12 protein-coding genes and 1 pseudogene are annotated in these 12,185 nt (G+C 64.5%); 7 read left to right on the plus strand and 6 right to left on the minus strand.

What is annotated here, in order from left to right; genetic code table 11:
* The 4 genes from A3AS_RS0115375 to A3AS_RS0115390 are packed head-to-tail and all read left to right on the plus strand — an operon-like array spanning position 1 to position 1,903.
* Positions 1-420, plus strand: coding sequence for a hypothetical protein (locus tag A3AS_RS0115375; RefSeq protein ID WP_026202023.1), 420 nt, complete (start codon positions 1-3; stop codon positions 418-420).
* Positions 417-893 (plus strand): rod-binding protein, encoded by a 477-nt coding sequence (locus A3AS_RS0115380; protein ID WP_026202024.1) that lies wholly within the window; start codon positions 417-419, stop codon positions 891-893. Before A3AS_RS0115375 ends, A3AS_RS0115380 begins: the two co-directional genes overlap by 4 nt.
* 42 nt (positions 894-935) lie before the next feature.
* Positions 936-1,448 (plus strand): FlgN protein, encoded by a 513-nt coding sequence (locus A3AS_RS0115385; protein WP_018318467.1) that lies wholly within the window; start codon positions 936-938, stop codon positions 1,446-1,448.
* The gene (locus A3AS_RS0115390) at positions 1,445-1,903 is read left to right on the plus strand and encodes a hypothetical protein (RefSeq protein WP_018318468.1); all 459 of its coding nucleotides are present in this window, start codon (positions 1,445-1,447) and stop codon (positions 1,901-1,903) included. The genes A3AS_RS0115385 and A3AS_RS0115390 overlap by 4 nt, the downstream gene beginning before the upstream one ends.
* A 365-nt stretch (positions 1,904-2,268) precedes the next feature.
* Here the strand turns inward: A3AS_RS0115390 and A3AS_RS0115395 are convergent, their stop codons facing one another.
* A complete protein-coding gene (locus A3AS_RS0115395) occupies positions 2,269-3,039 on the minus strand; it encodes a response regulator transcription factor (RefSeq protein ID WP_020508689.1) in 771 nt (256 codons plus the stop codon).
* Positions 3,040-3,859: 820 nt separating this feature from the next.
* Here A3AS_RS0115395 and A3AS_RS0115400 point away from each other — a divergent pair.
* Positions 3,860-4,816, plus strand: a complete 957-nt coding sequence (locus A3AS_RS0115400; RefSeq protein WP_018318471.1) for a hypothetical protein — start codon at positions 3,860-3,862, stop codon at positions 4,814-4,816.
* Between the two features lie 14 nt (positions 4,817-4,830).
* Here the strand turns inward: A3AS_RS0115400 and A3AS_RS0115405 are convergent, their stop codons facing one another.
* Positions 4,831-5,409: a MarR family winged helix-turn-helix transcriptional regulator gene (locus A3AS_RS0115405; RefSeq protein WP_018318472.1), complete on the minus strand. Its 579-nt coding sequence runs from the start codon at positions 5,407-5,409 to the stop codon at positions 4,831-4,833.
* A 660-nt stretch (positions 5,410-6,069) separates the two neighbouring features.
* On the opposite strand from A3AS_RS0115405, the gene A3AS_RS0115410 reads away from it, so the two are divergent.
* Positions 6,070-6,957 carry a dienelactone hydrolase family protein gene (locus tag A3AS_RS0115410; protein ID WP_018318473.1) on the plus strand — a complete coding sequence of 296 codons (888 nt, stop codon included), beginning with the start codon at positions 6,070-6,072 and terminating at the stop codon, positions 6,955-6,957.
* A 64-nt stretch (positions 6,958-7,021) separates the two neighbouring features.
* On the opposite strand, the pseudogene A3AS_RS0115415 reads toward A3AS_RS0115410, so the two are convergent.
* Together A3AS_RS0115415 and A3AS_RS0115420 are read right to left on the minus strand one after the other, a co-directional pair.
* Positions 7,022-8,291, minus strand: a pseudogene (locus tag A3AS_RS0115415) (serine hydrolase domain-containing protein).
* Between the two features lie 120 nt (positions 8,292-8,411).
* On the minus strand, positions 8,412-9,260 hold the full coding sequence (locus A3AS_RS0115420) for an SDR family oxidoreductase (RefSeq protein WP_018318474.1): 849 nt from the start codon (positions 9,258-9,260) through the stop codon (positions 8,412-8,414).
* Between the two features lie 146 nt (positions 9,261-9,406).
* Between A3AS_RS0115420 and A3AS_RS0115425 the strand changes: the two genes are divergently transcribed.
* On the plus strand, positions 9,407-10,156 hold the full coding sequence (locus A3AS_RS0115425) for an HAD family hydrolase (RefSeq protein ID WP_049814894.1): 750 nt from the start codon (positions 9,407-9,409) through the stop codon (positions 10,154-10,156).
* Positions 10,157-10,180: 24 nt separating this feature from the next.
* Here A3AS_RS0115425 and A3AS_RS0115430 read toward each other — a convergent pair whose 3' ends face one another.
* Together A3AS_RS0115430 and A3AS_RS0115435 are read right to left on the minus strand one after the other, a co-directional pair.
* A complete protein-coding gene (locus tag A3AS_RS0115430) occupies positions 10,181-10,588 on the minus strand; it encodes a nuclear transport factor 2 family protein (protein ID WP_018318475.1) in 408 nt (135 codons plus the stop codon).
* A 98-nt stretch (positions 10,589-10,686) separates the two neighbouring features.
* Complete coding sequence (locus A3AS_RS0115435) at positions 10,687-12,171, minus strand: mannitol dehydrogenase family protein (RefSeq protein ID WP_018318476.1); 1,485 nt, start codon at positions 12,169-12,171, stop codon at positions 10,687-10,689.
* Positions 12,172-12,185: the final 14 nt, after the last annotated feature.

The following is a 12,185-nucleotide window of genomic DNA, read 5'->3' on the forward strand; positions in this document are numbered from 1 at the left end:
ATGACGTCGCGCGCGGACAAGCTCGGCCGGATGGTTTCGCTGGTGAAGCTCCAGCTCCGGCTGTCCGAATGGCAGCTCGCGCAGCTGCGGCAGCAGGAGAGAAGCCTGCGGGACGAGCAGGAATGGCTGGTGGGAGCCCTGAATGAGGGGAAGCCGCCGGCGGGATCGTCGAGCGATTCGATCGCGCGGCGCTTGAACAGGACGAGCGTCGGTGCGCGCGCGATCCAGACGCAGGCCGCGCAGCAGCTCGACCAGGTCCGCGCCGAGAGCCGCCGCGTGAAGCAGCTCGAGCAGGTCGCGAAGGCGGCGCTGGCCGACAAGCTCCGTGACGCCGAGAAGCGCTCCCTCGAGGAGATGACGGGAATAAGCCCAGCCGTGCGCGCGTGGACGCCACGGCCAGCCAATCGGAACAAGCCATGATCGTGACCGCGACGCCCGACCTCGTTCTCGACGTCCTCGAGGCCGCCGATCCCGTGACCCAGCGCGCGGCGACCGCGAAACTCGATGCACTGAAATCCTCCGATGCCGACTTCGCCGCCACGATGGACGCGGAGGCCGGCAAGGCGGCGGCGGCTGCCGAGCAGCCCGCCACGAAGGTTTCCGAGGCGCAGTCGGATGTGGTGAACGGGCCGCCGGTGCGGATGATCAAGGCGCCGGCGTCCGGCGAGGTGTACCGGAAGTTCGAAGCTTTCATCCTCCAGACCTTCGTCGAGACGATGCTGCCGAAGGAATCCGAGCAGGTCTTTGGCAAGGGCACGGCCGGCGGCGTCTGGAAGTCGATGCTGGCGGAGCAGCTCGGTAGCCAGCTGGCAAAGGGCAACGGCGTTGGCATCGCCAAGCAGCTGGCCGCCGCCAATCCGGCGGGGCCGAACGGTGCTGGCAAGGCTGGATGATGATCCTCGAACGGGTGACAGAAGTTGAAGGGTGGATTTCCTATGCAGGCACAAGACAGCGCGGCGGCCATGGTGATCGAGCAGCCGGTCGTGGATACCGGGGTGATGACGACGGAAGCAGCAGAAGCCGATGCGCTGCTGCCGGTGCTGCTGCCGGTCATGAGCGGCGAGGTCGTGGTCGACGGCGCGGATGCGGCGAGATCGGATGAAGTGCGCGGCCTGCTGGCAGCGATCCGCCGGCTCGAGAGCATCGTCGAGGAGGAGACGGTCGCGCTCACGACGCGTCAGAAGATCGATTTCGACGACTTCAGCGCGCGGAAGAGCCGGAGCATGCTCGAATTCGTCCGCCTGATGCGGGCGCGGATGCATCTCGGCGGCGACGTCGAGGTCACCGAGGAAATTCGGCGGCTGCGCGAGAAGCTCGAGCGGAATCGCTCCATCCTCGAAATGCACTACGACGCGGTGCGCGAGGTCGCGGGCATCATCGTCAAGGCGATCAAGGAGGCCGAGTCGGACGGCACCTATACCGGCCGCGCAGCACAGGACGGAAAATGATCAGACTGGTGCTGGCCGGGCTCTGGGTATGCATCCTCACCGCGGGCACGAGCTATGGCGTGGCCTATTGGAAGGAGAACGGCAGCCTGCTGCCGGCGAAGGACGAATATCTCGACGGGCTGCAATACCAGAAGACCCGGGCATTGAGCGTGCCCATGGTCGAGAACGGCAATGTGCAGGGCTATATCGTCGCGCGCTTCGTCTACACCGTGGAGGCGCGGACGATGCACCAGCTCAACGTTCCGCCGGAGCCGTTCGTCGTCGACGAGGCCTTTCGCAGGATCTATGCCGACGACCGTCTCGACTTCAGGAAGCTCGCCCGCTACGACCTCTCCATCCTGACGGCCGCCATCAAGCAGCGCGTCAACGAGCGGATGCAGGCTGACGTCGTCCAGGACGTCCTGGTCGAGGATTTCAATTACGTCTCCAAGGAAGAATTTCAGCAGAAGCCGTAGAACGTGATGCCGGGGCTATCGCATTTGGCGCTTTGCGCGAGCTGAGCGCGCGCCTCGTCCTTCGAGACGACCGCTTCGCGGTCTCCTCAGGATGAGGCTAAGCGGGCATCGACACTCGTCAAAACTGGCGCAACGCTCTCGGTCCTCATCCTGAGGGCCCGCCAACGGCGGGCGTCTCGAAGGATGGCCACAGGCGAAATCGCGCCCATATGCGATTGCCCTGCTCACCCGGGGTAGGGGAACGCAGCTCCATCGGGGCACTCGTAGGGTTCATCCCATCCGTCTCCCGCCCCGAACGTGCAACGGCCTCTGCGAAGGTGCTTCGCAGAGGCCGTTGTTGGTTTCGCCCGCAGGCTTGTGCCGTGTCAGTTGTTGACCGGATAGGCGGCCGGGACGGCATGCGCCCTGTTCAGGATGATGCCGACCTCGTCGAGCTCCTGCATCGGCACGTCGAGGGTCTCGCCGGCGGGGATGTCGAGGCGGTAGCCGACGTAACGCCGGGCCACGATCGCATCGAAGCCGAGGCGGTCGCGGAGCTTCTTGCGCAGCTTGCTGACGTGGCTCTCGATCACGCTCTCGTCGAAGGTGGACTCGAAGATGCCGTAGACCGCGTTGAAGATCTGCGTCTTGGTGATCCACTTGCCGTGATTGCTGACCATATACTCGAGAATGCGCAGTTCGCGGCGGGGCAGGGTGAGGGCGTGGCCCGCGATCTCGGGGTCACGGCCGTTGAAGAAGACCTGGATCCTGCTCTCGCAGGGCCTCGGCAGCTCGCCCACCCGGCGGCGCGCGACCGCGGCCGTTCGGGCCAGGATCTCGCGCAGGTGGATCGGCACGTGCACGACGTCGTCGACGCCCGACTCGAACAGCTCCAGCGTGTTCTTGAGCATCTTCTGGCCGCTCATGGCGATGATGGGAGCCGAGGAACGCTTGCGCATCGCCCGCGGCAGGCTTCCGCGGGCATCGCAATCCCCGAGGAGGAAGGCGTCCACCGCCGCCAGATCCGATTCACTGGCGGATTGCAGCCAGTCCCAGAATTCTCCGGAGGAGAAGCCGATCGACGATACGCCTTCGCGAACGAGCCCTCCGACATAGCTGTTCGCGACGCTCTCGCGATCATCAACGATAATATACATCAGTCTTTCGCCCCTGTTTCGCACCTGTCGCGGCCGGTTGGTTGTTGTGATGCCCGGCTCGGCAACGATGCTGTTTGACGACATTCCTTCCCGCGAACCGTTGTTATGGTTTCGATATTCGCGGGCAGCCCTACGCATTCAGTGCCTGCGTCTCGCAGGCCTGTTACTTCAACTCGATACTGAACGCTTACTGCGTGAGGCCCGGCGGGTGTCTTACGGATCACCTCGCGGGGCGGATTGAGAAACGACCTAGAACAGTTGCGCCAAGTTGCTCATCGCGTCCGAACGCCACTGAATCTGTGTCGATCTCCTCGCCAACTGGCGAGAATCACTTGAGTAGGACCGTAACAATTGCCGATTTCCGATCAAGCGTGCGTAACAAAGCGATTGCTACGTGTGCTTGATGCTGTTGGTTTGTTTCGGGTTGTTTCTTGATATATTCAAACGCATCAGTTGATTTGGAGACTAAACTAGTTCTGCATCGTGATGGGTCTAAGGTTCCGCATCCCCGTACAATCACAGCTATTTTAGGTGGTGTGAAGGATGAGGCATATCGAGGGGTTTTCAACCCGGGATTGACTCTCATGGACGTGTTTCCCCATGCGACAATTCGACTCACGTGTGGCGGCGAGACTCCAGCTTGGCGAAATCTTGGCGAGTGTGTGTCTTTCGAGTCGCACTCTCGCCACGTGCATGACGCGATTGACTCATGTGACGTCGCATCGCGCGCGATGGAAAAGTTTTCGATGCGCACGTTTCAGGCAAGCTTCGGCAAATAACGTCACCGTTCGACAGATCGAACCGAACGGAGCATTTTCACATGTTGTCCGATGGACAAGCTCGTCCCAACGCGACCGCTGATGTTTCCGCAACGACGAAGCCGACTTCCGAAGCACGCGATACGAAGGACGATATGGCGCGAGCGCCCAGGCCCGCTGCGGGCGCAAAGCGGGCATCGGCCGCGGCAAGCGATGAAGCTCTCGCAAAGGAGGCACTCGAGGGGCTGAAACGTATTCGCGCCAAGGCGCGTCTCGACAAGATGGCGATCCCCAAGCCCGCGCCGACCGTGATCAAGCCGGCCGTGATCGTCGCCAAGCCCCCGCCGCCCCGTCCGACATGGGTTGCGCCGCTCGCAACATTGGCGGTCGCCGCCATGTTGGTGGTCTGCGCCTGCACCGGCGTGATCGCCTATCTCACCACGCAGCCCGCCCAGAACACCGTTGCAGCCAATACGGAGATCAGGAATCTGCGCGAGACAGTCGCGCATCTGCGCAAGCAGGTGTCGGGCGTGTCGGAGAATCTCGACGGCCTGCGCACCGCGGTGGATCAATCGAGCAAGGCGACCAATGACCGTTTCGGCAGGTTCGCCGAGAATTTGGACCGTATCGAGCGGGTGAGCTCGTCCTCGACAGTGAAGCTCGACAAGCTCGCTCAAGCGCAGGTTCAAACGCCGGCTCCGGCGCCGGCCACGGTGCAATCGCAGCCCTCGCCACAGCAAGGATCGATGCTGGCCTCGGCCGCAGCACCCGAGTTCACGGGCTCGGTGTCTCCGTCGGAGCGCGCGCCGGCGCCGCGGAAGGTGATCAAGGGCTGGTCGGTCCGCCAGGCCTATGAAGGCATTGCGATCCTGCAGGGTCCGAACGGCGTCATCGAGGCGGTGCTGGGACAGCAGGTGCCCGGCCTTGGCCGCATCGAGGAGATCAGGAGCGAGAACGGGCGCCTGGTGGTGGAGGCGAGCGGCGGTGTCATCTATTCGTCACGCAAGGCGACGCCCTGATCGAGGGCTGTCCTCTATTGGCGGTGATGCTCGAAGCTGGTGCATAGCAGATCGACCTCCGCTTCCGCGATCGGCGAGCGAAACAGGCGGCAGCTGAACTCGGCCGCTGCCTTGCTGTCGGTGGTGGTGCGCTCCTCGCGGAGGAAGATGCATCGCTTGCAGACGTCGGTGTGGTGCCGCTGCTCGGCCGCGTCCGACTGATCCAGCACGTGCCGGAACGTGTCGCGGAAGCGGATCTTGACCTCGTCGTCGAGAACGGCAATCGCATCGATCAGAACGCTGACGGGGTCGCGCACCAGGAACTTCTTGCCCTGCTGCGTCACGCTCAGCATCACCGAGCGCTTGTCGGTGGCCGAGCGTTTTCGCTCGATGTAACCCAGCCGCTCGAGCTCCCCGATGATGAACGAGGCGGTGCCGCGCGTGGTGCCGACGTAACTCGCGAGCGCCGAAGGCGTCCGGGAAAAACGGTTGGCGCGGGAGAGGAAGCGCAGCGCCATCCACTCGCGGTCGCGCAAGCCGTGCTTGGTGCCTTCGAACCACAGGATTCGTGCGACTTGCTCCAACAGTTCAATCGATTCGCGAGCCAAATTCATTTCAATTCCAGATCGGATAAAGCTTTATTCAATTGAGCCTTGGGGTGCGCAATCTGTGTGGACGAGAATGAAGTCCTCGCGTGACCCTTCGTCCGTTGCCGGACGGCGGACCGCGCGTGGGGAAGAAGCTCTCTCTGCAGAGATGGAACTTCCGGCCGTGGAACTAGGGCGTCACAAAGAAAGTTCGAGTAAATCGCACGGCTCAAGTCCGCTGAAAATTTCAATCAAATGACGACGGCTCGCACGTGATTGACGGTGATGTGCCGATGCGCGAGCAACATGATGTGTCATTATTGCCGCTGCGGTGTCCATTTGTTGCGAGTTAGCGCGTCGAATGCGCGCACATGCGCATCAGCCGCGGCAATTGGCGGTGCGGGCAGCCGTGAGAGAACCGTCTTTTTCGGTTAATGGATGTTGCGATGCAGTGCAGCTAGACGGTTAAGTCCAGCGCACGAGCGATGGGAATGTCAGAGTGTCGTTGGGACTCGAAATAGTCAGCGCCATTCAACGTCGTGCAGCATTGGCAGCCACGGTCGCCTGGCACGGTCTGGCCTGAAAGCGCGCGTGCTCGCAGGCTGGTGATTTGCATCTCGCCGGCAACTATTGGCGAATGCGTCGCCCCCGGGGGCATCAGCACAGGCAGCAGCAAGGGATAGACCGATGAGCTTCGAAACCACCATGACATCCGACGTCGTCGGGTTGACGAAAGCCGCCCCGGTTTCGCGTCGCGGATTCATGAGCGCCACCGCGGCCGTCGCCGCCGGCTACACGCTTGCGGCCGGGCCCGTGCGCGCCGAGGCGATCACGACCGACGCCAATGGTCTCCAGGTCGGTGACGCCAGGATCAAGGTCGGCTCCGAAGAGATGCCCGTCTATTTCGCCCGTCCCGCCGGCAATACCAAGGCGCCGGTGATCATCGTGGCGATGGAGATCTTCGGCCTGCACGAATACATCAAGGACGTGACGCGGCGCCTCGCCAAGCTTGGTGCGTTCGCAATCGCGCCTGACTATTACTTCCGCAAAGGCATCGATCTGACGAAGGTCGCCGAGGTCAAGGATCTGTTGCCGGTGGTCAATGCCAAGCCGGACGCGGAGCTCATGTCCGATCTCGACGCGACGGTGGCATGGGCAGGATCGCAGGGCGGTGACATGGTCAAGCTCGGCATCATCGGCTTCTGCCGGGGCGGTCGCACGGTCTGGGAATATGCCGCCCACAGCGGCGCGCTCAAGGCCGGCGTCGCCTTCTATGGCACCTTGGTCGACCCCGAAAATCCGCTGTTGCCGAAGAGCCCGATGCAGCTCGCCCCCGAGATGAAGGCGCCGGTGCTCGGCCTTTATGGTGGGGCCGATACCGGCATTCCCGTCGCCCAGGTTGAGCAGATGAAGGCCGCGCTCGAGCAGAGCAAGAAGACGGCCGAATTCAAGATCTACCCCGAAGCGCCGCACGGCTTCCATGCCGACTACCGCGGCAGTTACCGCAAGGACGCCGCGGAAGATGCCTGGAAGCAGGCGCAGGCCTGGTTCAAGAAGTACGGCGTGTTGAGCTGAGCGCTGGGTCAGAACAAAAGGGCGGCCCGATCGGCCGCCCTTTTTCGTTCAGTGCGCGCCGATCTCACTTCACCATCGCACCATAGACGATGTTCTGAACCTGCTCGCGATAATACTTTCTGAGCTCGCCCGGCGCAGCCGTTCCCACCACGACGACGAGACGCTCCTTCGGGTCGCAGAAGAATTGCGTTCCGTAGGCGCCGTTCCAGGTGAACTCGCCGGGATTGCCGGGTACCGACGACAGCCCTTCGCTGATGCGAACCGCGACCGAAAGGCCGAAGCCGAAGCCGCCGCGATGCGGCTCGACATTGGCCACGTTGTTCTTGATCTCGGGGCCAAGATGGTTGGTCGTCATGTGATGCACGGTCTTCGGACCGAGGATGCGCTGGCCGTCGAGCTCGCCGCCGTTGAGCAGCATCTGCCCGAAGCGGGCGTAGTCGCCGACCGTCGCAAACGAGCAGGCGCCGCCGCAGTCGAACTTGGTTGAGGTGTCGAGCAGCTTGATCGCCTGCGGCTTGCCCGTCAGCGGATCGTTGGCAAACGGGCGGGCGAGGCGAGGGCGCTGCGCGTCGGTCGGATGAAAGGTCGCGTCCTTCATGCCGAGCGGCTGCCAGACATTGGCGGCGAGATACTCGCCGAGCTTCTGCTCGCTCACCTTCTCGACGACGGCGCCGAGCACGTCGATCGAGAAGCCGTATTCGAATTCGGTCGAGGGCTGATGCGCCAGCGGCAGCTTGGTGATGCGGTCGATGAAGGCCTGCGTGTCGCCTTCGATCGCCGGCGCGATGCCGTCAGGATATTGCCGCGCCACCGGGCTCGAACTGTCGGGACGGCCGCCATACATCAATCCGGACGTATGCCGGTAGAGATCGTGGATGAGAGATCGGCGAAGCCTGCGGCTCGAGCTTGAGCGAAGCGTCCGCCTGGCTCACGCCGACCTTCATGTCGGCAAAGCCGGGATAGTAATCGGACAGCTTGGCCTGGAGGGGCAGCCGACCCTGCTCCATCAGCGTCAGGCCCGCGACCGCGGCCATCGGCTTGGTCATCGAGGCCAGCGCGAAGATCGCATCGATCGGCATCGGCGTGCCCTTGTCCGGATCGAGCATGCCGTAAGCCTTGTAGTGCACGAGCTTGCCGTCGCGCGCGATGGCGACCACCGCGCCGGGCACGCGCTTGGCGGCGATCTCGCGAGCGAAGAAATTGTCGAGGCGCGCAAGGCCCTGACTGGAGAAGCCGACATCGTCGGGTTTGGCTTCGGGCAGCGGCGCGGCGATGGCCGTGCCGAATGTGATGACGGCAGCCGCCGCCGCGATCATGGCGATCGTCTTGTTCATTATGTCCTCCCGCACGAGCTAGTTGTGTGAGCGGCTCGTTGCACGCCTAGATCACGACTGCACCGGCGCGAAGTCAAGCGCGGGCAAAGCATGTCTGGGACGCGCCGGGACGCCGGAACCCTATCGTGCTTCGCCTGCGTGCCACAGCGCATCGAGGCCGTGCCGATAGGTCGGGTGGACAAGCGCGACGCCGAGCTCGCGCTTCAGTCTCGCGTTGGAGACGCGGGCGCTGCTGGCATAGAAGCTGCGCGCCATTGCCGACATCTCGGCGGTGGCGAACGCCTCTTCCGGCGGCGGCGCAACGCCCATCAGTTTCGCCGCATAGGCGATCACGTCCTGCGGCGGTGCCGGCTCGTCGTCGCAGACGTTCCAGGTCCCGCCGCCCTTGTGCTGAATCGCGGCCATGATCGCGCTCGCGATGTCGTCGACGTGGATGCGGTTGAAGACCTGGCCGGGCTTGATGATGCAACGCGCCGTTCCCGCTCGCAATGTCGCCAGCGCGTTGCGGCCGGGGCCGTAGATGCCCGCAAGCCGCAGCATCGCGGCATCGCCGTGCGCAATGTCCATCCAGGCCTGCTCGGCCGCTACCCGCATGCGGGCGCGGTCGAGGGTCGCCTGCGGCGGGGTACTCTCGTCGACCCAGCCGCCGCCGTGATCGCCGTAGACGCCGATGGTGGAGAGATAGACGATCTTGCGGCGGCCCGCCGCCAACACGTCGCCGAACGCCGTGATGGCGGGATCGCCGCCGCTACCGGGCGGGATCGACACCACAAGGACGTCGGCATCGCGGACCTGCTCGATCGTCTCGCGTGCGAGGGGCTCGCCGGAGAAGGCGTGGACCTCGATGTCGGCAAGGCCGTTCCGCTGCGCGGGATCGCGCACGGTGCCGGCGATATGCGAGAAGCTGCCGCCATGTTTGCGGACGAAATGCCGGGCACTATAGCCGAGGCCAAGGATGAAGAGCCGCATGCGTCTCCCGTGCAGGTCGAAAGTTCCCGTCCGCGCGGTCGCGCGTCGTTTGCTCATAAGAGATTTTTGGGTCCGGCAAAAGATATTGCGATTTGTCTCGCCTTCTGCCTCGGGCGATGTTCGCCTGTCACAGGGAGGCATCGATCATGGAGGCAGAGGCGCTCGCTTTCGCCCCGGCGGATTCGCTGATCCGGCGCGCGGCCGCGCTGATCTTCGACGTCGACGGCACCCTCGCCGAGACCGAGGAGCTGCATCGGCAGGCCTTCAACCATGCCTTCGCGCGCCACGGTCTCGACTGGCAGTGGGACCGCGCTCTCTACAAGGACCTGCTGCGGGTGACCGGCGGCAAGGAGCGCATGCGCGCTTACCACGAAAAGCTAGGGATCAGCCCGCCATTGCCGGACGAGGCCATCGCCGCGCTTCACCACATCAAGACCGCGCATTACGCCGGGCTGATCGAGACCGGTTGCTGTCCCTTAAGGCCGGGCGTGATCGAGCTGCTCGCTGCGGCGAAGGCGCGCGGCCAGCGGCTGGCGATTGCGACCACGACCTCGCACGGCAACATCGATGCGCTGCTGTCGCAGGCGCTGGGGGCGAACTGGGCTGCGGAGTTCGACGCCATCGTCGCCGGTGACGATGTCAGGCACAAGAAGCCGGCACCGGACGTCTATCTGGAAACGCTGGCGCGGCTGCAGCTCGGCGCGGCCGACTGCGTGGCAATAGAGGATTCCGCCAACGGGCTGATGGCGGCCTCACGCGCCGGCATTCCGGTTCTGATCACGCGGAGCATGTTCTTTGCGGATGATGATTTTTCCGCGGCGCGGGCCGTGCTGGATGACCTGTCGGAACTCGGGGCCGCCAAACCAGAAACTGAAAAACAACCCCATGCACAGTAGATCACGCCCGCGTGTCCGCCGCGTTCAGTGGACCCGGTGGCTCGTTCTATCGTCTTCAGCCTGCTCGACAATCTGCGCGATCGGGCTCGACTGATGGTGCACCAGGCGCCACTCGTCCCCGACGCGGCGAAAATGGTTCGCGGCGGCCAGGGCGGTGCCGTCGACGATCTCGATGCAGAGCACGCGGGCGCTGTCGCCGTCGACGATGACCTGCGGCTCGGCGCAGACGATCTGCGGCCGCTCCGGGCTTTGCAGGATGTCGCGCCAGCTTCCGATCACCGTCGCGCGCCCGATGATGGCCGGCCAACCGGGATGGATGCAGGAGATGCCGTCGTCGTCCGCCCACATCCGTTCCATGCCGTCGAAGTCGCCGGTCGAAAACGCGGCATAAAAGGCCGCGTTGGCGGCGATGATCTTGCTGTCCTTTGCCATCGCTCTCGGGTGGGGCAAGGACAGGCAAAAATCAAGCGCGACTTCCGTTCGACCTTGTGTCCGATTTAGATCGCAGTGCAGCATTGCCCGCTCAGTGGTCAGGCCGAGACGAGCGTCTCCACGGCCCGCCGCGCACCTTCCTTGTAAAGACGGCCGAGCGCCGTGGTCACGGCCTCGCGCAGGCGCGGATCAGTGCCCAGCGGCCCGAACACCTTCTCAACCCCGAGCAGTGCAGGCGCGAGCCGCTCGGCAACAGGCCCCGCCTCGCGCGCCAGCGCGGCGAATTCGGCGGCAAGGGGATCGCGCACGTCGATGGCGCGGCCCTGCTGGTCGAGGCCGCTGACATAGCGTATCCAGCCGGCCACCGCGAGCGCATGCGTTGCGATCGGCAGGCCCCTCGCGAGGCGGTCCTGCATCGCGCCGAGCAGCCGCTGCGGCAGCTTTTGCGAGCCGTCCATCGCGATCTGCCAGGTGCGGTGATGCAGCGCCGGATTGGCAAAGCGCTTGAGCAGCGAGGCGCGATAGGCGGCAAGGTCAGTGCCCGCAGGCATCGTCAGCGTCACCGCGGCCTCCTCCATCACCTGTGCGGCAAGCCGCGCGAAATGCGGATCCTGCATGGTGTCGGCGATGGTCTCATAGCCTGCGAGATAGCCGAGATAAGCCAGCGCCGAATGGCTGGCGTTGAGCAACCGCAGCTTCATCAGCTCGAACGGCTTGACGTCGGCGACGAGCTCGACGCCCGCTGCAGCAAGGTCGGGCCGGCCCGCGGTGAAACGATCCTCGACCACCCATTGCGTGAACGGCTCGGTCATGACAGGCCAGGCATCGCGCATGCCGAGTGCGTTCGCGACCGCATCGCGGTCGGCATCATTCGTCTCCGGCACGATACGGTCGACCATCGTCGAGGGGAAAGCGGCATTATCCACGATCCACTTGCCGAGTTCCCTGGAGCGGAGCGCAGCGAACTGCGTCACGATCCGCTGCACGGTGTGGCCGTTGGCGGCGAGATTGTCGCAGCACAGCACGGTGAACGGCGGGGCCCCCAGCGCGCGCCGCCGCGCCAGCGCAGCGACGATGAAGCCGGGCGCCGAGCGCGGCGCGTCGAAATTGTTGAGATCATGCACGATGTCAGGATGCCGCTCGTCGAGATCGCCGGTCTGCGGCGTGTGGCAATAGCCCTTCTCGGTGACCGTCAGCGAGACGATACGAATGGCGGGATCGACCATCCGCTCGACCAACGCCGCCGGGCTTTCGCGTGCGACGACGCTGTCGAGCAGCGCGCCGATGACGCGGTGCTCGGTGCCTTCGGCGGCGCGCACGGCAACGGTGTAGAGATGATCCTGCGGGGCGAGGGCGTCGCGCGTATCCGGGCTGCGCAGGCTGGCGCCGACGATGCCCCAGGACGCGGCTCCTGCGGCAAGACAATCGTCGATGACGACGGCCTGATGCGCGCGATGAAACGCGCCGAGGCCGAGATGCACGATTCCGGGCGTGATGCGCGACCGGTCGTAGGCCGGGCGGCGGACAGCTGGCGGCAGCCGGTCGAGATTGGCGCGGCCAAGGCGCATTGAACCTGGGCGCATGGACGTCTCCCCTT

The organism is Bradyrhizobium sp. WSM2793, assembly GCF_000379585.1.
Classification (GTDB): Bacteria; Pseudomonadota; Alphaproteobacteria; order Rhizobiales; family Xanthobacteraceae; genus Bradyrhizobium.

Coding starts and splice junctions, on each gene's coding strand:
- A3AS_RS0115375 (WP_026202023.1), top strand. CDS start 1: ATGACGTCGCGCGCGGACAAGCTCGGCCGGATGGTTTCGCTGGTGAAG.
- A3AS_RS0115380 (WP_026202024.1), top strand. CDS start 417: ATGATCGTGACCGCGACGCCCGACCTCGTTCTCGACGTCCTCGAGGCC.
- A3AS_RS0115385 (WP_018318467.1), top strand. CDS start 936: ATGCAGGCACAAGACAGCGCGGCGGCCATGGTGATCGAGCAGCCGGTC.
- A3AS_RS0115390 (WP_018318468.1), top strand. CDS start 1,445: ATGATCAGACTGGTGCTGGCCGGGCTCTGGGTATGCATCCTCACCGCG.
- A3AS_RS0115395 (WP_020508689.1), bottom strand. CDS start 3,039: ATGTATATTATCGTTGATGATCGCGAGAGCGTCGCGAACAGCTATGTC.
- A3AS_RS0115400 (WP_018318471.1), top strand. CDS start 3,860: ATGTTGTCCGATGGACAAGCTCGTCCCAACGCGACCGCTGATGTTTCC.
- A3AS_RS0115405 (WP_018318472.1), bottom strand. CDS start 5,409: ATGAATTTGGCTCGCGAATCGATTGAACTGTTGGAGCAAGTCGCACGA.
- A3AS_RS0115410 (WP_018318473.1), top strand. CDS start 6,070: ATGAGCTTCGAAACCACCATGACATCCGACGTCGTCGGGTTGACGAAA.
- A3AS_RS0115420 (WP_018318474.1), bottom strand. CDS start 9,260: ATGCGGCTCTTCATCCTTGGCCTCGGCTATAGTGCCCGGCATTTCGTC.
- A3AS_RS0115425 (WP_049814894.1), top strand. CDS start 9,407: ATGGAGGCAGAGGCGCTCGCTTTCGCCCCGGCGGATTCGCTGATCCGG.
- A3AS_RS0115430 (WP_018318475.1), bottom strand. CDS start 10,588: ATGGCAAAGGACAGCAAGATCATCGCCGCCAACGCGGCCTTTTATGCC.
- A3AS_RS0115435 (WP_018318476.1), bottom strand. CDS start 12,171: ATGCGCCCAGGTTCAATGCGCCTTGGCCGCGCCAATCTCGACCGGCTG.